The sequence below is a fragment of the Sphingomonas sp. Leaf339 genome (assembly GCF_001426195.1).
GTDB lineage: Bacteria > Pseudomonadota > Alphaproteobacteria > Sphingomonadales > Sphingomonadaceae > Sphingomonas.
The window spans coordinates 299,042-322,498 of the sequence record NZ_LMRS01000001.1 but is presented as its reverse complement, the minus strand read 5'-3'; the positions used below and the strand labels follow the sequence as shown (position 1 = coordinate 322,498).

The following is a 23,457-nucleotide window of genomic DNA, read 5'->3' as shown; positions in this document are numbered from 1 at the left end:
CGGATCAGACGATCCGCTCGGCTTCCATCTTCTTGATCTCGGCGATCGCCTTGGCAGGGTTCAGGCCCTTGGGGCAAACGTTCGCGCAGTTCATGATCGTGTGGCAACGATACAGACGGAACGGATCCTCCAGCTCATCGAGCCGCTCGCCGGTCATCTCGTCGCGGCTGTCGGCCAGCCAGCGATAGGCCTGCAACAGGATCGCCGGGCCGAGGAACTTGTCGCTGTTCCACCAATAGCTGGGGCAGCTCGTCGAGCAGCAGGCGCACAGGATGCACTCGTACAGGCCATCCAGCTTGTTGCGATCCTCCGGCGACTGCAGCCGCTCCTTGCCCGAGGGCGGCGGCGTGACCGTCTGCAACCACGGCTTGATCGAGCTGTACTGCGCGTAGAAGTGCGTGAAGTCGGGCACCAGATCCTTCACCACGTCCATGTGCGGCAGCGGGGTGATGCGGATATCGCCCTTCACATCCTCGATCGCGGTGGTGCAGGCGAGGCCGTTCTTGCCGTCGATATTCATCGAGCACGACCCGCAGATGCCCTCGCGGCACGAGCGGCGGAAGGTGAGCGAGCTGTCCTGTTCACCCTTCATCTTGATGAGTGCGTCGAGCACCATCGGGCCGCAATCGTCGAGGTTGATCTCGAACGTGTCGTAACGGGGATTCTCGCCGCTATCGGGTTCGTAACGATAGACCTTGAACTTCTTCAGCCGGTCCTTCCCCGCCGGCGCGGTCGCCGCGGCATGGGTGACACCCTGCTTGATCTTGCTGTTCTTGGGGAGGGCGAATTCGGCCATGGAGGGTTCCCGTCAGGTGGTTACCCGAGCCGTTACATCATGGGCACGGCGCGGGCAAACCCTGTGGTGCGGTGCGATAACTCAGATCACGTCGAGCACGAGACGGCGACGCTTGGCTTCGTCAGCCTCGATATACCAGTTGGATGGCGCCTTTTCGATCAGCTCTTCCAGCGGCACGTCCGATCCCTTGACGAGTGCCTCGAACCCTTCGTTCTGGATGTTGATCGAATCCTCGATCTCATGGAGCTTCGCCTTCAGCGTGTAGGCGAGCGCGTTGAGCGGGCCGTTCAGTTCCACCGTCGCCTTCATCTGGCGCTCGTGAAACATCAGGCGCGTGCCGCGCGTCAGGAAGCGGCTATCGACCGGGAAGGCGGACATGAAGGTCGAGCCCGCCGAATACACCGCCACCTTGCCGAGAAATAGCGTGTCGCGGCCAGTATATTCACGGATCAGGCGGATATTGTCGCCCATTGCGCGGGCCATTTCGGGATCGCCGCCCAGCGTGGTGATCGACACGACCAGCGGCCCCTCGGTCGGGGCGTTGATAACCTGCGCCTTGAAGTTGGTGTACATCGCCTCGTCCACCGTCCCGTACAACTGGACATGGGGAGCGGCGAGGAGCGGATAATTGGCGGCGTTGCTGGCATGATCGGTCATGGCGCGGCAACCGTCGATGGCCATGCCGGTTCCGGTCCGGCCCGGTTTTTAATCGTTCAGCATACTCACCGCTGGCCGCCCGACCGGCGACGTCGCCTCTTTCGGACCGCGCGCGTCAAGTGCGACGAGCCAGCGGGTCGCCCCCGCCCCGATCGCGACCTGCGGACCGGATGGCTCCAGATCGCCCTGCCGCTCCCATGCAGCGATCAGACCCTGCGCCTCGCTGGCGGCGCGATCCAGCGGCTGGGGTTTGCGCAAGGCGTGGTTGACCAGCGCATCGCCGAAGAACGTCCAGTCGCTGTCCGCCTGACAGCCGAACGAAGTGCGATCCGCCGAGGACGCGGTCACGATCGCGCTGTCGGCCGATTGCAGAATTGACACGAAGACCCCGGAAAAGCAGGCGCTGACCAGCACCAGCCGTCGGCCGATCCCCAGTTGGGAAAATGTCGTCCACAGCCGCGTCGGCGAGATCACGCCATATCCCTGATCGCCGTCGTTATAGACCAGACCGATCGGCGCGCCGTGGCTGGTGACGTAAAGCACCAGCACATCCTCACGAAGGTCCATCAGCTCGGCGATGCGGGCGAGCGCGATGTCGAGGCTGGCGGGCGATCCCATCGCCAGCGGCGGGCCACCGCGACCATCGGCGCCGCCGAGGACGATGGTGCGGTTCGCGGCGTCGTAACGGCGGGCGAGGACCGCGCCGGCCTCCCGTGCCTCCCGCGAAAATACCGGATCGCTGTCGAGCGCAATTGTCACGACATAGGCGTCGACCACGCCCGGCCGCTGCGGCGCCAGCGCGCCCAGCGCCTGTTCGAGCCGACGATACTGGGCAAGGCGGCTGGCGGCGGTGCGACCATGCTCGATCGCCACGCCGCCATCGGCGAGCGCTACGGCCTCTTCGGGTGTGGCGGCATCGAACAGCGGGGGGTCGGCGGCATGGACGGGCGGCGATTCGGGGGCAGTCGGTCGTGCCTGTGGCGGCGGCAACGGCGCGGAGGCCGTCAGCAATATCGCCACCAACAAGCCGATCCGTGCCGTTGCCATCATGACAGGGACTGTCCGGCGCATTTGCCTGGCGGTCAAGCGATGTGACGGCGGGGTAGGTAAGTGCAGGGCAGATCATCGCCCTGGATTCCCGCGTACGAAGGAACACTGTTCGGCCGAGGCGAAGTCGAAGGGCACCTTGCTACAAAGTGCTTCGACTTCGCCTAGGCCGAACGGACCGGGTCAAGCGCCCGATCCTTCGGCAATCAGCCGATCAGTACACCCGCTTCTTCGGCTTGATGTACTCGATGTCGTCGGTCATCGTGTAGTCGTGGACCGGGCGATAATCGATCGCGACGTCGCCGCCATTGCCGCCCCAGCCGTCGAACGTGGTCAGCGTGTGCTTCATCCAGTTCGCGTCGTCGCGCTCCGGAAAATCCTCATGCATGTGCGCGCCGCGTGATTCCTTGCGGTTCTCGGCCGACTTCATGGTGACGGACGCCTGCGCCATCAGATTGTCGAGTTCCAGCGTCTCGACCATGTCGGTGTTCCAGATCAGCGAGCGATCCTTAACGCCGACATCCTGCAGCCCGCGATAGATCGATTCCATCTGGCTGACGCCCTCGGTCAGCAGCGCCGAATCACGGAACACGGCGCAATGCTTCTGCATGGTCCGCTGCATCTGCGTGCGCAGCACCGCGGTAGGCGTGCCGCCAGCGGCGTTGCGGAACTTGTCGAGGCGCCCGATCGCGAGGTCTTCCGATCCCTTGGGCAGCGGATTGTGGGGTGTGTTAGGCTTCAGCTGATCCTTGATCCGCAGACCCGTGGCACGGCCGAATACGACCAGATCGATCAGCGAGTTGGAGCCGAGGCGGTTGGCGCCGTGGACCGATACGCACGCCGCCTCACCCACCGCGAACAGGCCGGGGACGACGCTGTCGGGATCGCCGTCGCGCAAGCGCACGACTTCGCCATGATAGTTCGTCGGGATGCCACCCATGTTGTAATGGACGGTCGGCGTGACCGGCAGCGCCTGACGCGTCAGGTCGACGCCGGCGAAGATCTTGCCGGTTTCGGTGATGCCGGGCAGCCGCTCCGCCAGCACCTTCGGGTCGATATGATCGAGGTGCAGGAAGATATGGTCCTTGTGCTCGCCGACGCCGCGGCCTTCGCGCATCTCCATCGCCATCGACCGCGACACGACGTCGCGGCTGGCAAGGTCCTTGGCCGAGGGAGCATAGCGCTCCATGAAACGCTCGCCTTCGGAGTTGGTCAGGTAGCCGCCCTCGCCGCGCGCACCCTCGGTGATGAGGACGCCGGCACCGTAAATGCCGGTCGGGTGGAACTGCACGAACTCCATGTCCTGCAATGGCAGGCCGGCGCGCAGCACCATCGCGTTGCCGTCGCCGGTGCAGGTGTGCGCCGAGGTGGCGGAGAAATAGCAGCGGCCGTAACCGCCCGTCGCCAGCACAACGTTATGCGCGCGGAAGCGGTGGATCGATCCGTCTTCCATGCACAGCGCGATCACGCCGCGGCAGACGCCGTTTTCCATGATGAGGTCGAGCGCGAAATACTCGACATAGAAGTCGGCATCGTACTTCAAGGACTGCTGGTACAGCGCGTGGAGCATGGCGTGGCCGGTACGGTCGGCGGCGGCGCAGGTGCGCTGCACCGGCGGACCTGCGCCCATGTTCTGCATGTGGCCGCCGAACGGGCGCTGGTAGATCGTGCCGTCCTGATTACGGCTGAACGGCACGCCGGCGTGCTCCAACTCATAGACAGCCTGAGGCGCTTCGCGACAGAGATACTCGATCGCGTCCTGGTCGCCGAGCCAGTCGGACCCCTTGACGGTGTCGTACATGTGCCACGACCAGTGATCGGGCGAATTATTGCCGAGCGAGGCGGCAATCCCGCCCTGGGCCGCGACGGTGTGCGAGCGGGTCGGGAACACCTTGGTGATGCAGGCGGTCTTCAGGCCCGCCTCGGCGATGCCCATCGTGGCGCGCAGGCCGGAACCACCTGCGCCGACGACAACCGCGTCATAGGTATGGTCGATGATCTTGTAGGCTGCGGTCATTACGCGGCGGCTCCGAACGCGATCTTGAGGATCGAGAAGATGGCGATGCCGGCGGTGACCAGCACGAACAGGTTTAGCGCCAGCATGGCGACGACGCGGCTTTCGTTGTACGTATAGTCCTCAATCAGCACCTGAAGCCCCAGGCGGAAATGATAGAAGACCGACGCGATCAGCAGTAGCATCGGCACCGCGACCCAGGCACTCTGCACCCAAAGGTGCATCGAGGCGTAGTCATAGCTGGGCTGGCGGGCGACGGCGATCAGCAGCCACAGCATCAGGAACAGGTTGGAGGCGGCGGTGAACCGTTGCCACAGCCAGTGGTGCGCGCCTTCCTTGGCGGAACCGAGACCGCGGACGCGGCCGAGTTGCGTGCCCGAGCCCATCAGTTCATCCCCACATAGAGCCAGTAGCCGATCGACAGCACGACCGCACCGACCATCGTCATCAGCGCCCATGTCTTGTTGGTGCGCAGTTCATAGCCCGCGCCGATGTCGAGGAAGAAATGGCGGATACCCGTCATCATGTGCTGGAACAGCGACAGCGTCAGCCCGACGCCGACGATCCAGCCGAGCACATTCAGCGAACCGGTATCGGTCGTGAACGTGTCGATGAAGGTCGCATAGCTCTCCGCTCCGCCGGCGAGCGCCGCCAGCCACCAGACGAACAACAGGGTGCCGACCGTCGCCAACCCGTCGCCGGTGGCGCGGTGGAGGATCGAGACCAGCATGTGCGGACCCCAGCGCCAGATCGTGAGATGCGGGCTGAGTGGCCGGGCAGGATTACGGGATGCCAAGACGGTTTCCTCGTCACGTAAGATACAATGATTGCAGGCCGCCCTATTAAACGCGGGGCCGGACGATGCAACCCGGCCCCCGTGCCTAACCAACTCTTAACGTCTCTATCCTAGCATCGGGCAACACAGATCATCGCGGGGACCCGTCCCCGGACCATCCAAGGGAACGCCGTGAGCAGCATCGACATCCCCACGCCCGGCCTGATCGCAGCCGGGATCGACATCGAGGCGCGAATCCGGGCGTTCGACGGGGGCGACCGGACGCTGGTCGCCGCGGCGGCGGCGCTGTGGGACATCATCAAGGACGATGCCGACACCATCGTCGAGGCGTATTGGAACCACTGGCGGCTGGCCAATCCGGGTGCGCCGGAATGGACTCCACTCGACCGGCAGCGCCGGCTGGATGCGGGTCGTGCCTATCTGCGGAACCGCTTCAACGACCTGTCGGGCCGGGCGTGGATCGAATCGCTCGAACGTGCGGTCGCGTCCGCCTATGTCGCGGGCATATCGACGATGGCGGTGCTGGCCATGTCGTGCGCCAGCGACCGGGCGGTGCTGACGACGCTGATGAAGGTCGTGCCACCGGGCGATCCCGATCACGCCACGCATATCGACACGCTGTTGCGGATGTTCGGGCTGGAAACCGAACTGACCGTCGAGTTGTTCGCAGGGTTCACGGCGTTCACCAGGGTGGGCGCGCGCGAAAATCTGGCATCGGATTTCCGTGCCAGCATCGCCGCCACCCTAGACGATGCGATGGAGGACGGCGCGCTATTGCGCGGGCAGAGCAACCGCGCGTCGAGCTTCGCGCGCGGCATGCTGGGCAAGGCATCCGAAGTCGCCGCCGCCGCCGAACAATCGGCGGTCGCGATGCGTGAGGCGGCGCAGACCTCCGCCGGCCTGATCCGCGCGATCGAGGACGCACGCAACGAGGTGGAGGCCGCCGCCGAGATCGCCACCCGCGCCTCTGCTCAGGCCGGCCAGGCGGTCGGCATGTCGGAGACGCTGTCGGACCATGCCAAGTCGATCGAATCGATCCTGGGCCTGATCCGCGACATCGCCGGACAGACCAACCTGCTCGCCCTGAACGCCACGATCGAGGCCGCCCGCGCGGGCGATGCCGGACGTGGTTTCGCCGTGGTGGCGCAGGAGGTGAAGAGCCTGGCCAACCAGACCGCACGCGCCACGGACGACATCGCCGCCAAGATCGCAGCGATCCAGTCCGCCACCCGGTCGACGGTGGAGACCAACGCGTCGATCAAATCGACCGTCGCCGAGGTGCAGGAATCGGCCGAGCGGATCCGCTATGCGATGGAGGCACAGGCGCAGACCGTGACCGCGATCACCGCCGCCGTCGACGAGACCGCGCTGGCCGCCGATTCGATGTCCAGCACGATTGCCGCGATCCGCGAGGATACCGAGATGGTCGCATCGCAGATCGATGGCGTCGGCCAGGGCTTCGATGCGCTCGACGGGCGACTGGGCGCGCTGAAGACCAGCGCCGGTGACTTCGTGGGGAAGGTCGCCGCCTGAGGCAACTGGCCGCCGCGTCGGACCATTTCGACCGGCGCAAGGGTGTGGCTGGGGGTGACGGCAAGGGGGCGTGACCGCTAAGGACGCTGGCATGACCATCCTGCTCACCGGTTCCAGCCGCGGCATCGGCGCCGCTGTCGCCCAGTCCCTGACCACCGCCGGCCATGTCGTGATCGGCCACGGCACCGCCAGCGGCATCCCCGCCGACTTCGATGAACCAGGCGCGGCGCGGGCGCTGTGGCATGAGGCGCTGGACCGCGCGGACGGCGAGATCGACGTGCTGGTGAACAACGCCGGCGTGTTCGAGGCGAACCCGATCGACGCGGACGACTGGATCGCCGGGTGGGAGCGGACGATGCGGATCAACCTGACCGCTGCCGCCGAGCTGTGCCGGCTCGCGGTGCTGCACTGGCAGGCGCGCAGCGCCACCCCCGGCTTTCGCGGCGGCCGCATCGTCAACGTCGCCAGCCGTGCCGCCTATCGCGGCGACAGCCCCGCCCATTGGCATTATGCCGCGTCGAAAGCCGGCATGGTCGCGATGACCAAGACTATCGCACGCGGTTATGCCCGTGACGGCATCCTGGCCTTTGCGGTGTGTCCCGGTTTCACCATGACGGGGATGGCGGACGATTATCTTGCCAGTCGCGGCGGCGACAAGCTGCTCGCCGACATCCCGCTCGGCCGGGTCGCGCAGCCGGAGGAAGTGGCCGAGGCGGTCCGTTTCCTGGCACTGGATGCGCCGCCGTCGATGACCGGCGCGGTGATCGACGTGAACGGGGCCAGCTATGTCCGCTGATGCGTCCGCTGAAGGCACTAGCTGGAAGATCAGCCTGCCCTGCACGCGGGCCGAGGCGGAGGCGATCGATGCGGGCGGCGAGATCGCGATCGACGCGGTGCTGATGACGACCGAAGTCGTGCTGGACGATGCCGAGGCATGGCGGCTGGACGCCTATGTCGAACAGGAACCGGATGCGGCGATGCTGGCGGCGATCGTCGCGCTGGTGCCGGGCGCGGCGGGCACGACGCCGGCGATCGAACGACTGGACGACGAGGATTGGGTCACGCTCAGTCAGGCGGGGCTGGAACCGCTGACGGTCGGGCGATTCTTCGTCCACACCGGCGGGATGACGCCACCGCCGGGTGCGCGGTCGTTCCACATCGCCGCCGGCCGCGCGTTCGGTACCGGCCATCACGAGACGACCAGCGGGTGTCTGGCGATGCTCGACAGCATGGCAGATCTGCGGTTCGGGAACGTCATCGACGTCGGCACCGGTACCGGCCTGCTCGCCTTTGCCGCCGCGCATCTGTGGCCGGCGGCGTCGGTGGTAGCGACGGATATCGATCCGGTCGCGATCGACGTGACGCGCGAGAATGCGGCGACGAACGGGGTGGCGGGGATCGAGTTGATCGTCGCGGACGGGGCGCTGGCCGACACGATCGTCGCCGCCGGCCCCTACGACCTTGTCATCGCCAACATCCTGGCGGGGCCGCTGGTGTCGATGGCCCCAGAACTGGCGGCGATCGCCGATGCGAACGCCACTATCCTGCTGGCGGGGCTGCTGGAAACGCAACGCGACGCGGTGACCGCCGCCTATGCCGAATGCGGATGCATGGTCGAGGCGGTCGATCGTCGGGGCGACTGGAGCGTGCTGCGGCTGGCGGCCGGGGCCGAGCGCTATATCCCGACCGCGCCGTTCGATCCCAAGGGCCGCGACGGGTGGGCGCTGGATATCTGAGCGCCGGAGATCTGCCTCGGCGCGCTATGCCGCGACGCGCAGCATGTTCCGGCCGGCATGTTTGGCATCGTACAGCGCCGCATCGGCGCGGCCGAGCAGTTGTTCGGCGGTGCTGGCAGGCTCCCATGCCGCGACGCCGAGACTGATGGTGACGATCAGCGGCCCTTCGGCACCGTGGAAGACGACGCTGCGCACCCGTTCGCCCACCGCCTCTGCCACGTCGATCGGCGCGCCGGGCAGGACGATAATGAATTCCTCGCCCCCGACCCGGCCGACGAAGTCCTGCGGCCGGATCGACGACGCCACGGCGGAAGCGACGCGTTGCAGCACCCGGTCGCCGGCGGCATGGCCATGTTCGTCGTTGACGCGCTTGAAGTGATCGATGTCGAACGTGACGACGGTCAGCGCCCCGCCCCCCAGCCGGGCTGAATCGATCGATTGGTCGAGAATCTGTAGGATCTTGCGACGGCTGAATACGCCGGTCAGATAATCGGTTTCCGCCATCCGCGTGGCATCCCACGCCATCCGTTCGGCCGCGCTGCGCGCTTCGTCCAGCGCCAGTTCGGCGGTCACCTGTTCGGTGATGTCCTGCATCGTACCGAAGATACCCGACGTCTTGCCATCCGGGCCCAGCGTCGCCCAGCCCTTGGAGATGACATGGCGTATCTCGCCATTCGCCCGGATCAGGCGCGCACGAAAGTCGAACGGCAACGCGGTGGTGACCGATGCCCTGATCTGCGCGACCACGAACGCACGGTCATCGATGTGATAGGCCGCGATCGCGAGGTCGGTGGTGGGCTGGATGTCCTGATTGCGTCCGTAGATCGCGAATATCTCTTCGGAACAGAACATCTCGCCCGATCGGGTGTCCAGCCGCCAGTGGCCGACATGGGCGGTGCGCTCCGCCAGTTGCAGCATCTCGTTCTTTTCGGCCAGTTGCCGGATCAACCGGTCGCGCCAGCCGAGCAGCGACGCAGTCGGCAGCGCCGCCGCGAACATCAGCAACAAGTATATCTGCAGGAACAGGATGCCGAACACCGGGCCATCGGGCAGCATCGCCAGCGGCCCGTGGTTTGCCGCCGTCGCCAGACTGCTGACCAGCGTGACGATCAGGACGCTCGCCGCCGCACCGAACGCGCCGAGCCGAAACACGACGAACAGCACCCCGGCAAACGGCAGGTACAACAGCGGATAGGTGGTCTGGAAGAACACAAGCGCCGCTGCGCCGCCGATCCCCGACAGCAGGACGATCGCCTCGCCCACCTGCGCCGGTCGCGGACGGAAGCGATGGCGGTGGTGCATCAGTTCGACCGCGATGACGATCATCGGCGTCACGATCAGCATGCCGAGCAGGTCGGTGCACGCCCATGACAGGAAAAAGGTGGCCGACCCGTCGGGCGACGCCATCGTCGCCACCCCGGCGCTGACCACCGCACCGACGGTAGCGGCCAGACAGAACATCCGGAGCCGCTGGGGGATGAGGAACGAAACCTGCTCCTGCCGACGACCGGCGAAGATGGTTGCCGCCATCAGCGCATCGAGGCAGTTGGCGACGCTGAAGCCCAGCGAGGTGGCCATGCCGCCGTACCACATCATGTTGGCCGCCATGCTGGCCACCGCTGCCGTACCGATGAAGCGCCATGCGTCGCGGCGATCGGCGAGCAGCAAGGCGGCCAGCAACACGCCGCTCGCCGGCCAGATCGTCGCGATTCCCTCCGTCTGCCGGGTCAGAAAAAGGCCCGCGATCGCGGCCAGGAAATAGCCCCATCCCGCCAGAAGCGGCCATACCCATCGGCGGGCGGCACGGGCGAGGAAGGGCGGGAACATCGAATCAGCCCCGGTGCCATATCATCGGCACGGGCGACAACGGCACGCATGGCGCGTCGATCGGTCTGCCCAACCGGCCGGGATCGGCGGACGATCCCGCGTATTGCCCCCCGATCTGACGCATAATCGACTGCCCTCGAATCCGATTTGGTTCGGTATGCTATGCCTGACCGGGTTTCGGTTCAAACCGCTATGGCGAAGAAATGTAGATTACAGGACGGTCAGTGCGCTGATCGCCGTCAATTGTCACGCCAACCTCGATCGCGGGCGTAATTCTGGGTGCCGTGCGTCAGCACTTCGTCCCCCTCGACGATCGCAGCGACGGGGATGTCCGGCTGCTGCTTCAAGGTCTCATAGAGCGGCGCGAAGTCGGTTTCGACGGTAAGGCGCAGCAGTTCGTCAAAGCTCGGCACCACGAAGTAATTCTGCTGAAAATCGTCGATCCGATATTTCGTCCGCATCACGCGGGCGAGGTCCAAGACGATGCGGTTCGGGCTGGGATCGTCGAGCGCGAACCGGCTTTCCGAGAAGCTGGAGACGATGCCTGATCCATAGATGCGCAAGCCCTCCGGCTCTGCGATCAAACCGAATTCGACCGTATACCAATATAACCGGCTGAGATATTTCAGGGCATCCAGCCCCAGCGCGCGCTGCCCGCCCCGGCCGTAAGCCGCGAGGTAATCGGCGAACACCGGATCGGCGAGCATCGGCACATGTCCGAACACATCGTGGAAGACGTCCGGCTCCTCCAGATAATCAAGCTGGTCTGGCCGGCGGATGAAATTGCCCGCCACGAACCGTCGATTGGCCATGTGGTCAAAGAACACGTCATCGGGGACGAGGCCAGGCACCGCCACGACCTGCCACCCGGTCAGCTTCATCAGCCGGTCGGACAGTTCGGCAAAGTCAGGAATACCGGGCTTTTCCAGTTTCAGCACGTCCAGCCCGCGCAGCCATGCCTCGGACGCGCGACCGGGCAACAGCTTCGCCTGACGCGCGAACAGCGTATCCCAAGTCGCGTGTTCCTCGGGCGTATAATGGTCCCACCGCTGGTCGATAGTCCAGTCGGCGGCGGCTTCGGCGGGTGGGGTGCCCAGAACGTGCGTTTCCTCTTGCATGGCGGCGGTCTAGCATGATGCGATGGTGAGGCGAAACGTGGTCGTGAGCAGTTTGACGAAGTGGGTGGGCCGCCTGTTGCTAGCCATCGGCGGCGTGCTGACGGCCTATCTGGCGGCAGGCGCGATCGGTGGTGCAATCCCGACCAATGGCGATTGGCGGCCGGCCGCGAACGGGGTGACGATCTTCGTCGAAACCAACGGCATCCATACCGGCATCATCGTGCCGAAATTGGCGGCTGGCATCGACTGGCGACCGATCGCGCGGCCCGAGCATCTGGCGGACCCACGCTATGCCGGATTCGATCATTTGGCGATCGGCTGGGGCGAGCGGGCATTCTATCTGGGGACCCCGACCTGGGCAGACGTCCGCCCCGCGACCATCCTGACGGCGGCGATCGGCAGCGACGACACGCTGATGCATGTGGAACACCTGCCGCGCCCGGTGCCCGGCAAGGATGTGCGGACGGTGGTCCTGAGTATCGCGCAATATCGGCGCCTTGCCGCTTTTATCGCCGCCAGTTTCGCGCCCGGCGGCGGCCATCGGGCGGGCTATGCCGGCTATGACGCCTTCTACACCGCCACCGGCCGTTACGACGCGATCCGCACCTGCAATGCATGGACCGGCAACGCCCTGGCGGTCGCGGGCGTTCGGGTCGGCATGTGGACGCCCTTTCCAGCGACGGTGATGCAATGGTTAGCCGAATAGCCCCGCCCTCCAAGACCCTGTGGGCGGCCGAGCTGCCTCGTGCGGCGTGGATGGTGGCAACCTGGCCGCGCCACCGCGCTGCCCTCGCCAAGGCGCCGCCGGGCGACGGCCGGCCGGTGATGCTGTTGCCCGGTTTGTTCAACGGCGACCGATCGAACGCAGTGATGCGCGGTTTCCTGAACCGCATCGGTTATTGCGCGGTCGGATGGGGTCTTGGCCGTAATCTGGGCGTGCGCAGTGTCGGGCCGGACGCGGAACACCTGATCGCGCGGGTCGAGGCATTAGCAGCGGAGGCGGGGCCGGTGACGCTGATCGGTGTCAGCCTGGGCGGGATCATGGCGCGGTTGGTGGCGCATGAACGGCCCGATCTGGTGCGCGAGGTCATCACCGTCAGTTCGCCCTTCGCCGGCGACGGCCGATCGACCAACGTGTGGCGCGCGTTCCAGTGGTTCACCGGCGAGCGGCTGGACGACCCGGCAGTGATCGCCCGCTCCGAACGCATCGCCGGCAACCTGCCGGTGCCGGCCACCGCGATCTGGAGCCGCAGCGACGGGCTGGTCGCCGGCCAGATCTGCCACGACGACCGCTGCCGCGCGATCGAGGTGCGGAGTAGCCATCTGGGGGTGCAGTTGAAGCCCGAAGTGCTGCTGGCAATCGCGGCGGTGTTAGCGCCGCGCCGCCCGTAGCTTTGCGCGCAACCGGCCCGGCAGCCAGCGGGCTGCGAAGGTCAACCGGCGGGCGGTGGGTCCGACCGGCCATAATAATCGGCCGCCATGCACCGCATCCCATGCCGCCTCCGCCACGCGTTCGACCGGCGTGAACTCCAGCCCCGCCGCGACCACGCCCTCGCGCGCGGTGCGGTTCGATCCGGCCAGCGGCGCGTTGAGCAGCGGCGTATCGATGAACCCGGGCATCAGCGCGCGCACCTTGATGCCGTCGGCCGCCCATTCCGCGTCCAGCGCCTCGGTCAGCCCGCGCACCGCGAACTTGGTGGCGGAATAAGTGGCAAGGCCGGGCGAGCCATAGATGCCAGAGGCCGAGGCGGTGTTGAGCAGGCATGATCCCGGCGTCGCCTTCAGATGCGGATGCGCCAACCGGGCGCCGTCGATCATCGCGACAAGATTGATCGCGACCACCCGGTCGACCTCCTCGCCGGTAATCGCCGCGATCGGGCCGCCGGCGGCGATGCCGGCATTGTTGAACATGACGTCGAGGCCGCCATGACGATCGGCGAAGTCCGCCAGCATCGCCGTCCAGGCAGCCCGGTCACGCACATCCATGACATAGGTCGCCGCCCCCTCGGACAGCAGCGCGACGGTCGCGTCCAGCGCGCCGGTATCGATATCGGCCAGCCCGATCCGCCAACCACGCGCGGCGAACAGGATCGCGGTCGCCCGGCCGATGCCGGAACCGCCACCGGTAATCAGGATAGCCCGTTGTCTTGCCATCGAATTGCCTCTCCTGATTTGCCGGTCTTTATTTGACCGTTACCGCGCCATCCCCCATCGTCCGTCGCGATGCAATCATCCGCCATCGCCTGGGAACAGGTCAGCAAACATTATGCCGGCACGACGGCGGTCGATGCCGTGACGCTGTTGATCGCGCCGGGCAGCTTCGTCGCGCTGGTCGGCGCATCGGGATCGGGCAAGTCGACGTTGCTCAAAATGGTCAACCGGCTGGTGGAGCCAAGCGCCGGCCGCGTCACGATCGACGGCGCGGATGTCGCGGCGGGGCCGGCCCCCGCGCTCAGGCGGCGGATCGGCTATGTCTTCCAGAATATCGGCCTGTTCCCGCATCTAAGCGTCGCGGAGAACATCGCGATCGGTCCGCGGCTGGCGGGCGATCCGCCGGCCGATGTCGGCGCGCTGCTGGAACGCGTGGAACTGCCGGGCGCGCTGGCGACGCGGATGCCGGCAGAACTGTCGGGCGGGCAGCGCCAGCGGGTCGGCCTCGCCCGTGCGCTGGCGCCGGGGGCGAAGCTGTTGCTGCTGGACGAGGCGTTCGGGGCGCTCGATCCCGTCACCCGCGATGCGCTGGGGCAGCGGTTGCGCGGCCTGCATGACGAACTGGGGCTGACGACCGTACTGGTAACGCACGACATGGCAGAGGCGCTGTTGCTCGCCACCCGCGTCGTGGTGATGGCGGCGGGCCGCGTCGTGGCGGACGAGACGCCGGCGGCGTTGCTGCGCGGTGCCGGCGGGCCGGAGGCACAGGCGCTGGTCGGCGTGCCGCGCGCGCAGGCCGAACGGCTGGCGGGGATGACGACGTGAGCGGCTTCCTGGACGCCCTCACCCGCGTGCCGCCGTTGCTGGCGGCGCATGTGCTGCTGGCAATATCGGCGCTGGCGCTGGCGGTGCTGATCGCTACGCCACTGGCGATCTGGTCGGCGCGCAATCCGCGGGTGGCGCGGATGGCGCTTGGTTTCGCCAGCCTGGTCCAGACGATCCCGTCGCTGGCGTTACTGGCGCTATTCTTCCCGTTGCTGCTCAGCCTGTCGGCATTGGTTGGCGGCGGTATCCCGGCACTGGGGTTCCTGCCGTCACTGCTGGCGCTCACGCTGTATGCATTGCTGCCGCTGCTGCGGAATGGCGTCGCCGGCATCAACGGCATCGACCCGGCGGTGATCGAGGCGGCGGACGCGGTGGGGATGACGCCCGCGCAGAAACTGCGGCTGGTCGAGGCGCCGCTCGCCGCACCGGTGGCGATCGCAGGCCTGCGGACGGCGGCGGTGTGGACGATCGGGGCGGCGACGCTGTCGACCACGGTGGGCCAGCCGAGCTTGGGCGACCTGATCTTCGCCGGTCTGCAGACGCAGATCTGGTCGCTGGTGCTGGCCGGGTGCTTTGCCGCCGCGCTGCTGGCACTGGCGGTCGATGCCGGCGTCGGGCTGGTCGAGCGCGGCATCGCGACGCGGCGGCGGGGATTGTGGATCGGGGCGCTGGTGGCGCTGGCGATCGGGCTGGCCGCCGCGACCGCGCCGCTGTGGCCGCGTGGCGATGATCGGCGGACGGTGGCGGTCGGCGCGAAGAATTTTGCCGAGCAGTACATCCTCGCGCGGCTGATCGGCGAGCGGCTGGAGCGTGCCGGATACCGGGTCGAGTATCGCGATGGGCTGGGTTCGGCGGTGATCTTCGGCGCGGTCGCGCAGGGGGCGATCGACGTTTACGTCGATTATGCCGGCACGATCTGGACCAACGAGATGCACAGGAGCGACGTGCCGGACCGGGCCGCGATGCTGCGCGCGATCGGCGAGTGGAGCGCGACGACGCACCGCGTCAGGCTGCTGGCGCCGCTGGGGTTCGAGAATGCCTACGCCTTTGCGATGAAGGAGGGCCATGCGCGGGCGAAGGGGATCGCGACGCTGGCCGATCTGGCCGCGCAGTCGCCGTCGCTTCGGCTGGGCAGCGATCTGGAATTTCTCGAACGGCCGGAATGGGCGGCGGTAAAGCGCGCCTATCCGTTCCGCTTCGCCGCAACGACGCCGTACAGCCCGACCTTCATGTACCAGGCACTGGCGAGCAACCGGGTGGACGCGATCACCGCCTTTTCCTCCGACGGCCGGATCGCGGCGGAGAAACTACGTGTGCTGACCGATCCGAAACATGCCATCCCCGGTTACGACGCGATCATGCTGGTCGCGCCGGACCGGGCGAAGGACGACCGTTTCCTGACGGCGCTGCGGCCGCTGGCGGGGCGTATCGACGTGGCCGCGATGCGAGAGGCGAATTTGCAGGTCGATCGCGAGGTCGACAAGCAGTCACCCGATCAGGCGGCGAAGTGGCTGGCGGCGAAGATCGGGCTTTAGCTGTTCCCCGGCGGAGACCAAGTCAGTCGATGGCCTCCACCGCCTGCCGCGCCCGATGCCGATCGGCCAACACCGCCCACATCACCTTGCACGCGATATGGATCGCCTGATCCTGCTCGCGCGTCAGCTTCCCGCGCCCCTTCAGCCCGTCGGTCAGCGCGTGCGCCGTCGCCTCCGCCAGCCCGAGCAGCGGCAGGCCGGTGATGCCCGCGACCATCAGGCCGTGCACGCCGGCATGCGCGCCCAGCGCATGCCACCAGCGGACCCGCGACGGCGCACGGCGGCGGCGCTTGGCCCGCGACAGCGCCGGTGGCTGCAACGGCCCGTCCGCCAGCGCGTGGCCCGCCAACAACAGGGCAAGTTCGGTGGACTTCATCACTCGTCTATTCCCGAAACGACAGGGCAGCGCCATGCATCGTTGATTTGTTAACCAGTCCCGAACCGGGAAATACTCGAACAAGACGGCGATTTACGTCGCCGCCGATCGATTGCAATCGTCACCACGGAATTGTAGATACTGTCCTCGCTACTGGATGTGTTGGAGGACGCTACCTTTAGACGATTGGAGAATCGTTTGATGTATGCCCGCGTCGCTCGCCGTCTGTCCGAAATGCCGTATCGCCTCGTCGCGCGCGCCACCGCGCTGCCCGCGGTCGATGGCCTTCGCGACCGACGTTATCGCGCCGCGCTGAAACGACATCACGACCATCTGCCCCCCGCCGACGATGCGCAGGCGGTGGCGTTCGATGCCCTGTCGCAGCACGGCGTCGCCACGACCGATTTCGATGCGCTGGCGATCCCCGGCGCGCCGGCGGTGATCGCGCAGGCCCAGGCACTGGTCGCGGACAATCTGGATGCTTTCCGCCGCGCCGCCGCTGGTGGGCGCGACTTCCTGCTGCTCCCGACCGCCGAGCTGATGCGCCGACCGGGGATTTATCGCCTGGGCCTCGACCCGCGATTACTCGATTTCGTCGAGCGTTATCTTGGCCTGCCCGTCGCCTATGACGGGGTAACGATCCAGTACACGGTCGCCGATGGCCGCGAGGTCGCGACGCGGTGCTGGCACCGCGACCGGGAGGATCGGCGGATGGTGAAGGTCGCGGTCTATCTGAACGATGTCGATGGCGATGGCGGCCCATTCGAACTGCTCCCCATCCCCGAACCCGCCGGGCCGAAGCGCGCCGACCGGTTCCTGCTCGACCATGACGACGTGATCGCGCTGGCCGATGACGCCGGCATCGCCGCGCCGATCAGTTGCGAGGGACCGGCCGGCACCGTCGTGCTGGCGGATACCGGGCGCTTCTTCCACCGTGGCAAGCCCGCCACCGGCCGCGACCGCGCCGCGATCTTCTTCAGCTATTTCTCCAGCCAGCCGCAACGCCCGTTCTACTGCGACCGCAGCGGCCTGACCCGAACGGACGTGCGGTCGCTGGTCGATGGTCTGAGCGATCGCCAGCGCCGTGCCGCCCTGTGGCACGACCGGCTGCCCCGCCGCTGGCGCTACATCCGGCCCGCCGCCGTCTAGAAGAACAGTTTGCGCACCGACAGGCGCACGGTGCGGCCGAGCGAATTGATATAGTCCGGCTGATAGCTGACCGGCGTCGTGCCGTTCGCATCGGTGACGTCCTGCCGCTGATTGAAGAGGTTATCGACCGAGAAGCTGATCCGCGATCCGCGCAACCATGGATGCGCCCGAACCCAATCGAGCCGCCCGCCGAAATCGACGAACATCCGCAAATTCGCCGTGGTCAGGCCGGAGAAGCGCAGGTCCTGCGCGCTCGTCATGCCATTGGCGCGGGTGCCGCTCAGATAATTGACCGACAGGCGCGTGCCGAGGCCGTTGTTGGTGTAGCCGGCCTGACCCTCGATCTCATGGCGCGGCTGGCCGCCGCTGCTCGATATCGCGTCGCCATTCAACAAGTCGAGTGCGGGGCCGCCATCGGCGACCAGCACCCGGTCGGTCAGGTGCAACGTGTGATAGACCGCGAATTGCAGCCGGCCGCCACCCTGCCCGCGACCGCCGCCACCGAAGCCACCGCCGCCGAAGCCGCCGCGCCCACCACCGCCGCCGGGTCCGCCGGCACGGGGACCATCGCCACGTGGGCCATCACCCGATGGCGGCCGTGCGCCCTCAGCACCGCCCGGCGGGGCCGCGCCGTCGGGGCGACGACCACCGGGCGGCGTCATCCCCTCGAACGGATTGGGACCAGTGCCGGCGCGGAAGGCGGCGAGCTGTTGCTGGATCTTCGAGCGGATCGGCTTGGAGAAATTGATGCCCCAGCGCAGTTCCGACCGTTCCGACCGGGCGAAATTGATCGGCCGCGCATCGAGCCGCAACAACTGCCCGCCGCCGTCGCGGATCACGCGATCGGGGAACACCGCCTCGATCGCGGCGACCGCCGCCGGAAAGTTGCGCACCGGATCGTCGATGCTGGTGCGGACGTAATTGGCGGTCAGTGTCAGGTCGCGTTCGGTCCATGGTTTCAGCGTCAGGCCCAGTTTCTGGACGTGGCGCTGGTCGCCGGTCAGGTTGGGGTTGCCGCCGCTGATCGTGGTGACGGTCGCGGTGGTGCCGCGGACATAATCGAACACGCGGGCATTGGGCGTGACGACGGTCGCCGCGCCCAATTGCTGCGCGGTCGGTGCCTCGTCCTGATCGGTGATCGACCCGATCAGGCGCACACCCTCGACCGGCGACCAGTTGATCCCGTACCCCAGCGTGACGAGCGTGCCGAAATCCGACAGGTTATCGACGCCGATGTTCAGGTTCGCCGACAGCGACCCGATCGCGCTCAGGCCACCGCGCGTGCGGTTGGCGATCGGCAGGTCGATATTGGCCTGCGCATTGGCGATATCGCGTGAGATGCTGCCCGTCTGCGTCGCCCCGAGCCGGATCGAGCGCGAGTCCAGTTCGCTGGTGCTCACCCCGAATTTCACCGACGTCGCGACCGACCCTGCCGGCAGTTGGAACAGCGTGCCGTTGACCAGCATGTCGCCGCCCGCCGACGAGCTGATCGACCGTGCGCGATTGACGGTGAGCGGCCCGAACAGCGCCGGGGTGAGCGCGCCGCGCGGATCGGCGGTCGGATCGAGCGCGTCCAGCCGCGCCTGATAGCCGGTCGTGTCGACGCCGGTATCGGTCAGTGTCCGCTGTTCGTCGCGATCGTAATTGCCGGTGAACGACCAGCGCCATCGCCCGATATCGCCGTTCAGCGTCGTGCCGACATGCGCGGTCACGCCCTCACGCCGCTGCGCCAGCGGATTAAAGCCGTCGCCGTCGAGCAGCCGCGTGATCCGGCCGGTCGCGAACGGGCTGCCGGCGGGCACACTCAGGGCGACGACGGGCAGGCCCAGGCGGCCGGTGGAGTCGGTTGTCTCGATCTGGCCGTTGATCGTCGCCGACGTGCCGAGGAACGGCCGGGCATAAACACCGTTGGCGCTGAAATTGCGGCTCGACGGCAACAGCGTCCGGTATGCGCGCTGATCGAAACCGGGATTGGCGGGATCGTCGCTGGCGGCGGGCAGGATGTCGCGTTCCGATTCGAACAGCGGCGAGCTCTGGTCATATTCCAGATGCAGGCTGGCGCGCCGGTCGCGCTGGATGTTGAGAAGATCGAGTTCACCTTCAGGCGTGTTGCGACCACCCTCGGTTGCCTGCCGGTCGGTCAATTCGACGGTCGCGGCGCGGAAGCGGCGGCGCAGGACGAAATTCACTACCCGCTGATCGGCGCGATAGCCGTATTTCAGCGCCACTTCCTCAGGCAGGATTTCGACGCGCGCGATCGCCTCGGTCGGCAGGTCACGAATCTCCTGGAAGCCCGAAATGCGCCGACCATTCAGGAGCAACACCGGCGCACCACCCCGGCCGCTGCGTGTCTGCGGTTCCAGTTCGGTTAGCAGATCGGCGACGCTGCTGACGCCGTAGGAGCGGATGTCCGCGGGCCCCAGCACCTGGTCGGGCGGGATGTCACCGATCACCGATCCCGGCTGGTTGCGCGATCCGGTGACCAGGATTTCTTCATCGGCGCCGGTATCGCTGCCGCCGCCTTCATCGGTGGTCTGCGACGGCGTGGCGGGCGTTTCCGATTGGGCCACCGCGCGCGCCGGTTCGGCCTGCTGCGCCATCGCCACCGCCGGCCACGCGCCCGCCGCCATCATCCACCGACCCAATTTCATGCCGTTCCTCACTCCCTGACAGCCATCGCGCTATCAGCCATTTGTCGCACAAGTGTGCCGGGTCAGCGCCGTCTGGTCAGCGCATAGGCGGTGCCCATCAGCGCCGTACCCAGTAATTTGTGGCGACGGCCGGTGGCCAGGCCGATCGCGGCGATCACAGTCGGCACCAGCGCGATCCGCGCCGGCACTTCTACAACGGGTGCGGGTTCAGCGGCTGGCGTGAGGCGCCGGCTGTCGGCGGCGGCCGCGCCCCGTTGACCGACGGGGCGGTCGGCGCCGACCGTCGTATCCATCTCGGTCTGACGCTCAAGCTCCGCATTCAGTTCGGCGCCGAGCAAGAAGACATAAGCCGACAGCGACAGCCACGTCAGCATCACGACGATCGCCCCCAGCGATCCATACGTCGCATCGTAACTGCCGAAATTGGCGACATAGAAGCCGAAGCCCACGGTCATCGCTAGCCAGATCAGCGTCGCCCCCAGCGATCCCGGGGTCAGCCACACCCACCTCGCATGGCGCCGGTCCGGGCCATAACGATACAGCGTCGCCGCCGCCGCCGCGCCGATGCCGGCCAGGATCACATAGGACAATAACCGCAACAGCGTCAGCACGATGCGCGGCGCACCGGGGATCAGGGAATCGAGGAACGCCATCGCCGCGACCGACAGCATCGCCCCCAGCACGACCATCACCGCCCCGACCGTGACAGCCAACGCCAGCAGCTTCTGTGTCACGAAGCCGCGATCCTCATGCTCCTCATATGCGATGTTGAGCGCGGTGATGACCGCGCCCGCGCCGTTCATCGCCCCGTACAACGCGATGGCGAGCGCGAAGAGCAGCCCCCATCCCTTCGCATCGGCCGATGTGGTGACGACCTGCAACAATTGCTGGCCGATCAATTCGGCCACCTGACGCGGCATCACCCCGGTCAGCGCGGCGACGTTCGCGTTTACCGTCGATGGATTGGCGACGATGCCATAGATCAGCACGATCGCGCCCAGCAGCGGTACGATTGACAGGAAGGCGTAGAAGGCGACACCCGCCGCGATCAGCCCGATATTGTCGTCGCACGCCTCTTTCCATGTGCGCAACAGCAGTTGTTTCCAGCCGGCGGGCGGGATTGCAAAGGGACTGCGCGCCGTGTTGCCGATGTTGGTATTCGTCGCCGATATATCGGCCATGTCGTTCGCCCTTTTGATTTAATTACCCGAACGAGCGCAGGCAGGCCGTCGTTCCGGACACAAGCAGCCAACGACACGTTACGGCTGCACAACAAGGGGAACGCCGCGTGGATACCGCCGACCGCAAGCTGGTCAACATCACACGCCGTCCGGCGCCGGCGCAGGTCACACCGGCCCAGGTGCCGGGCATGTCCGGCCTGTTGGGCCTCGCCGTCGGTGTCGTCGTGATCGCCGGGCTGTTCTTTGCCAAGGATGTGCTGATCCCGATCACGCTGGCGATCCTGTTGTCGTTCGTGCTGTCGCCGATCGTGTCGCTGCTCCGTCGCTGGCGCGCGCCCAAGGGGCTGGCGGTGATGGTATCGGTGCTGGTCGCACTCGGCATCCTCGGCGGGATCGGTACGATCGTCGGCATGCAGGCCGCCTCGCTGGCCGATGACGCCCCCGGCTATGCCCGCACGATCGAAAACAAGATCGACAACACCAAGAAATTCGCCGCCAGCCGGGTCGCATTCTTCGCGCAGGATCGCGCTGGCCCGGCCCCCGCCGTCACCGGCCCGCCGCGCACCAACACCGAACGTATCCTGGCCGGCCGGGGCCGCGAGCCGGTGCCGGTCCGCATCGCCGAGACGGAACCTGACGCGCTGTCGATGGCCGGATCGATCCTGACGCCGGTGCTGGCGCCGTTCGAGACGTTCGTCATCGTCCTGGTCGTTGCGATCTTCATCCTGATGCAGAAGGAGGATCTGCGCGATCGGCTGATCCGCGTGTTCGGATCGTCGGACCTCCACCGGACGACGCTGGCGATGGACGATGCGGGGGTCCGCCTGAGCAAGTATTTCCTGTCGCAACTGGCGGTGAATGCCAGTTTCGGTACCGTCATCGCGATCGGCCTGTGGGCGATCGGCGTGCCGGTGCCGGCACTATGGGGCATCCTCGCCGGTATCCTGCGCTTCGTGCCGTATATCGGTGCATTGCTCGGTGCGGCCCTGCCGCTGGCGCTGGCGGCGGGTGTCGATCCCGGCTGGGGCATGATGATCTCGGTCGCGGTTCTATTCGCGGTGGTCGAGCCGCTGGTCGGCTATGTCGTCGAGCCGCTGCTGTACGGCCATTCCACCGGCCTTTCACCGTTGTCGGTGGTGGTCGCGGCGGTGTTCTGGACGTGGATATGGGGGCCGGTCGGCCTCGTCCTGTCGATGCCGCTGACGCTGTGCCTCGTCGTGCTCGGTCGTCACGTGCCGGCGATGGAGTTCATCGACATCCTGCTGGGCGACCAGCCGGCGCTGACACCGGTCGAGAGCTTCTATCAACGGATGCTTGCCTCCGATCCCGAGGAAGCACTGGAGCAGGCGGAGGCGTTACTGGAGGACCGGTCGATCACCGCCTATTACGACGTCGTAGCGCTTGGCGGGCTGAAACTGGCGGCGGAGGACACCCGCCGCGGGGCGATCGATCAGGACGGCGCGCGGCGCATCGTCAGATCGATGCTGACGGTGATCGACGAACTGGAAACGCATGTCGATAACGGTGCAACCGCCACCGCCGTGCCGAACCGATCGCTCAACCCGATGCCGCAGGGCAGCCGGTCGATCGAGGAAACCGCCACCGATCCGATGCCCGTCGCCCCCGATGACTGGCGGGCCGAGAACACGATCATGTGCATCGCCGGGCGCGGCGTGCTGGACGATGCGGTGACGGCGATGATGGCACAGTTGCTTGGCAATCGCGGCTTTGGCGTGCGCCGGATAACCCATGCGGCGGTAAGTCGCGATGCGTCGGAACGGGTCGATTACACCGGCACGAAACTGATCTGCCTGTCCTATCTGGAGATCGGTGGCAGCCCCAGCCATCTGCGCTATCTGGTCCGCCGCCTGCGCCGCGATGCGCCGGGCGCGCAGATCATGGTCGGCCTGTGGCCAGAGGGTGAGGCCGCACTGACTGACGAGCAGATTCAACGCGCGCTGGGCGCGGACATCTATGTCGGCACGCTGGGGGCCGCGGTGGAGGAGGCGCTGGCCTTTGCCGGGCGGCCGGTGGAGCAGGCGGCAGCCTGAAGCCCTGACTGTTC

General features: G+C 66.8%; 21 protein-coding genes. 9 read left to right on the top strand and 12 right to left on the bottom strand.

Annotation, left to right across the window (positions count from 1 at the left end; genetic code table 11):
• Positions 1-4: 4 nt before the first annotated feature.
• From ASG67_RS01485 to sdhC, 6 genes are all read right to left on the bottom strand, one after another.
• Positions 5-796, bottom strand: coding sequence for a succinate dehydrogenase iron-sulfur subunit (locus tag ASG67_RS01485; protein WP_056524281.1), 792 nt, complete (start codon positions 794-796; stop codon positions 5-7).
• Between the two features lie 81 nt (positions 797-877).
• Positions 878-1,453, bottom strand: a complete 576-nt coding sequence (locus ASG67_RS01480; protein WP_056526216.1) for an ATP-dependent Clp protease proteolytic subunit — start codon at positions 1,451-1,453, stop codon at positions 878-880.
• Between the two features lie 48 nt (positions 1,454-1,501).
• Entirely contained in the window at positions 1,502-2,503 is a 1,002-nt protein-coding gene (locus ASG67_RS01475) for a C13 family peptidase (RefSeq protein ID WP_056524278.1), read from the bottom strand.
• Between the two features lie 211 nt (positions 2,504-2,714).
• Entirely contained in the window at positions 2,715-4,517 is a 1,803-nt protein-coding gene (gene sdhA / locus ASG67_RS01470) for a succinate dehydrogenase flavoprotein subunit (RefSeq protein ID WP_056524275.1), read from the bottom strand.
• A complete protein-coding gene (gene sdhD / locus ASG67_RS01465) occupies positions 4,517-4,900 on the bottom strand; it encodes a succinate dehydrogenase, hydrophobic membrane anchor protein (RefSeq protein ID WP_056524272.1) in 384 nt (127 codons plus the stop codon). The genes sdhA and sdhD overlap by 1 nt, the downstream gene beginning before the upstream one ends.
• Positions 4,900-5,310: a succinate dehydrogenase, cytochrome b556 subunit gene (gene sdhC, locus ASG67_RS01460; protein ID WP_056524269.1), complete on the bottom strand. Its 411-nt coding sequence runs from the start codon at positions 5,308-5,310 to the stop codon at positions 4,900-4,902. The genes sdhD and sdhC overlap by 1 nt, the downstream gene beginning before the upstream one ends.
• A gap of 171 nt (positions 5,311-5,481) precedes the next feature.
• On the opposite strand from sdhC, the gene ASG67_RS01455 reads away from it, so the two are divergent.
• From ASG67_RS01455 to ASG67_RS01445, 3 genes are all read left to right on the top strand, one after another.
• Positions 5,482-6,843, top strand: coding sequence for a methyl-accepting chemotaxis protein (locus tag ASG67_RS01455; RefSeq protein WP_235534995.1), 1,362 nt, complete (start codon positions 5,482-5,484; stop codon positions 6,841-6,843).
• 91 nt (positions 6,844-6,934) lie between these two features.
• Positions 6,935-7,639, top strand: a complete 705-nt coding sequence (locus ASG67_RS01450) for an SDR family NAD(P)-dependent oxidoreductase (RefSeq protein ID WP_056524266.1) — start codon at positions 6,935-6,937, stop codon at positions 7,637-7,639.
• On the top strand, positions 7,629-8,579 hold the full coding sequence (locus ASG67_RS01445; protein WP_056524263.1) for a 50S ribosomal protein L11 methyltransferase: 951 nt from the start codon (positions 7,629-7,631) through the stop codon (positions 8,577-8,579). The genes ASG67_RS01450 and ASG67_RS01445 overlap by 11 nt, the downstream gene beginning before the upstream one ends.
• A gap of 24 nt (positions 8,580-8,603) precedes the next feature.
• On the opposite strand, the gene ASG67_RS01440 is transcribed toward ASG67_RS01445, so the two are convergent.
• A complete protein-coding gene (locus ASG67_RS01440) occupies positions 8,604-10,406 on the bottom strand; it encodes a sensor domain-containing diguanylate cyclase (RefSeq protein WP_056524261.1) in 1,803 nt (600 codons plus the stop codon).
• Positions 10,407-10,645: 239 nt separating this feature from the next.
• Complete coding sequence (phhA, locus tag ASG67_RS01435; RefSeq protein ID WP_056524258.1) at positions 10,646-11,524, bottom strand: phenylalanine 4-monooxygenase; 879 nt, start codon at positions 11,522-11,524, stop codon at positions 10,646-10,648.
• Between the two features lie 43 nt (positions 11,525-11,567).
• On the opposite strand from phhA, the gene ASG67_RS01430 reads away from it, so the two are divergent.
• Positions 11,568-12,230 (top strand): TIGR02117 family protein, encoded by a 663-nt coding sequence (locus ASG67_RS01430; RefSeq protein WP_235534994.1) that lies wholly within the window; start codon positions 11,568-11,570, stop codon positions 12,228-12,230.
• A 50-nt stretch (positions 12,231-12,280) separates the two neighbouring features.
• Positions 12,281-12,916 carry an esterase/lipase family protein gene (locus ASG67_RS01425; RefSeq protein ID WP_235534993.1) on the top strand — a complete coding sequence of 212 codons (636 nt, stop codon included), beginning with the start codon at positions 12,281-12,283 and terminating at the stop codon, positions 12,914-12,916.
• On the opposite strand, the gene ASG67_RS01420 is transcribed toward ASG67_RS01425, so the two are convergent.
• Positions 12,896-13,678 (bottom strand): SDR family oxidoreductase, encoded by a 783-nt coding sequence (locus ASG67_RS01420; RefSeq protein WP_056524256.1) that lies wholly within the window; start codon positions 13,676-13,678, stop codon positions 12,896-12,898. The two genes, ASG67_RS01425 and ASG67_RS01420, sit on opposite strands and share 21 nt — an antisense overlap.
• 69 nt (positions 13,679-13,747) lie before the next feature.
• Here ASG67_RS01420 and ASG67_RS01415 point away from each other — a divergent pair, with 69 nt between their 5' ends.
• Together ASG67_RS01415 and ASG67_RS01410 are read left to right on the top strand one after the other, a co-directional pair.
• Complete coding sequence (locus tag ASG67_RS01415) at positions 13,748-14,500, top strand: ATP-binding cassette domain-containing protein (RefSeq protein WP_056524252.1); 753 nt, start codon at positions 13,748-13,750, stop codon at positions 14,498-14,500.
• Entirely contained in the window at positions 14,497-16,035 is a 1,539-nt protein-coding gene (locus ASG67_RS01410; RefSeq protein ID WP_056524249.1) for an ABC transporter permease/substrate-binding protein, read from the top strand. Before ASG67_RS01415 ends, ASG67_RS01410 begins: the two co-directional genes overlap by 4 nt.
• 22 nt (positions 16,036-16,057) lie before the next feature.
• On the opposite strand, the gene ASG67_RS01405 is transcribed toward ASG67_RS01410, so the two are convergent.
• The gene (locus ASG67_RS01405) at positions 16,058-16,411 is read right to left on the bottom strand and encodes a DUF3307 domain-containing protein (protein WP_056524246.1); all 354 of its coding nucleotides are present in this window, start codon (positions 16,409-16,411) and stop codon (positions 16,058-16,060) included.
• Positions 16,412-16,612: 201 nt separating this feature from the next.
• Here ASG67_RS01405 and ASG67_RS01400 point away from each other — a divergent pair, with 201 nt between their 5' ends.
• Positions 16,613-17,560: a hypothetical protein gene (locus tag ASG67_RS01400; protein ID WP_056524243.1), complete on the top strand. Its 948-nt coding sequence runs from the start codon at positions 16,613-16,615 to the stop codon at positions 17,558-17,560.
• Here ASG67_RS01400 and ASG67_RS01395 read toward each other — a convergent pair.
• Positions 17,557-20,211, bottom strand: coding sequence for a TonB-dependent receptor (locus tag ASG67_RS01395; RefSeq protein ID WP_056524240.1), 2,655 nt, complete (start codon positions 20,209-20,211; stop codon positions 17,557-17,559). The two genes, ASG67_RS01400 and ASG67_RS01395, sit on opposite strands and share 4 nt — an antisense overlap.
• A 62-nt stretch (positions 20,212-20,273) precedes the next feature.
• Positions 20,274-21,392 carry a YihY/virulence factor BrkB family protein gene (locus ASG67_RS01390; RefSeq protein WP_082543236.1) on the bottom strand — a complete coding sequence of 373 codons (1,119 nt, stop codon included), beginning with the start codon at positions 21,390-21,392 and terminating at the stop codon, positions 20,274-20,276.
• A gap of 107 nt (positions 21,393-21,499) precedes the next feature.
• On the opposite strand from ASG67_RS01390, the gene ASG67_RS01385 reads away from it, so the two are divergent.
• The gene (locus ASG67_RS01385; RefSeq protein WP_056524236.1) at positions 21,500-23,443 is read left to right on the top strand and encodes an AI-2E family transporter; all 1,944 of its coding nucleotides are present in this window, start codon (positions 21,500-21,502) and stop codon (positions 23,441-23,443) included.
• The last annotated feature ends 14 nt before the right edge of the window (positions 23,444-23,457 follow it).

Bases quoted from the DNA above. Each gene is read 5' to 3' on its own strand.
- ASG67_RS01485 (WP_056524281.1), bottom strand. From the start codon at position 796: ATGGCCGAATTCGCCCTCCCCAAGAACAGCAAGATCAAGCAGGGTGTC.
- ASG67_RS01480 (WP_056526216.1), bottom strand. From the start codon at position 1,453: ATGACCGATCATGCCAGCAACGCCGCCAATTATCCGCTCCTCGCCGCT.
- ASG67_RS01475 (WP_056524278.1), bottom strand. From the start codon at position 2,503: ATGATGGCAACGGCACGGATCGGCTTGTTGGTGGCGATATTGCTGACG.
- sdhA (WP_056524275.1), bottom strand. From the start codon at position 4,517: ATGACCGCAGCCTACAAGATCATCGACCATACCTATGACGCGGTTGTC.
- sdhD (WP_056524272.1), bottom strand. From the start codon at position 4,900: ATGGGCTCGGGCACGCAACTCGGCCGCGTCCGCGGTCTCGGTTCCGCC.
- ASG67_RS01450 (WP_056524266.1), top strand. From the start codon at position 6,935: ATGACCATCCTGCTCACCGGTTCCAGCCGCGGCATCGGCGCCGCTGTC.
- ASG67_RS01445 (WP_056524263.1), top strand. From the start codon at position 7,629: ATGTCCGCTGATGCGTCCGCTGAAGGCACTAGCTGGAAGATCAGCCTG.
- ASG67_RS01440 (WP_056524261.1), bottom strand. From the start codon at position 10,406: ATGTTCCCGCCCTTCCTCGCCCGTGCCGCCCGCCGATGGGTATGGCCG.
- phhA (WP_056524258.1), bottom strand. From the start codon at position 11,524: ATGCAAGAGGAAACGCACGTTCTGGGCACCCCACCCGCCGAAGCCGCC.
- ASG67_RS01425 (WP_235534993.1), top strand. From the start codon at position 12,281: ATGGTGGCAACCTGGCCGCGCCACCGCGCTGCCCTCGCCAAGGCGCCG.
- ASG67_RS01420 (WP_056524256.1), bottom strand. From the start codon at position 13,678: ATGGCAAGACAACGGGCTATCCTGATTACCGGTGGCGGTTCCGGCATC.
- ASG67_RS01415 (WP_056524252.1), top strand. From the start codon at position 13,748: ATGCAATCATCCGCCATCGCCTGGGAACAGGTCAGCAAACATTATGCC.
- ASG67_RS01405 (WP_056524246.1), bottom strand. From the start codon at position 16,411: ATGAAGTCCACCGAACTTGCCCTGTTGTTGGCGGGCCACGCGCTGGCG.
- ASG67_RS01400 (WP_056524243.1), top strand. From the start codon at position 16,613: ATGTATGCCCGCGTCGCTCGCCGTCTGTCCGAAATGCCGTATCGCCTC.
- ASG67_RS01395 (WP_056524240.1), bottom strand. From the start codon at position 20,211: ATGAAATTGGGTCGGTGGATGATGGCGGCGGGCGCGTGGCCGGCGGTG.
- ASG67_RS01390 (WP_082543236.1), bottom strand. From the start codon at position 21,392: ATGGCCGATATATCGGCGACGAATACCAACATCGGCAACACGGCGCGC.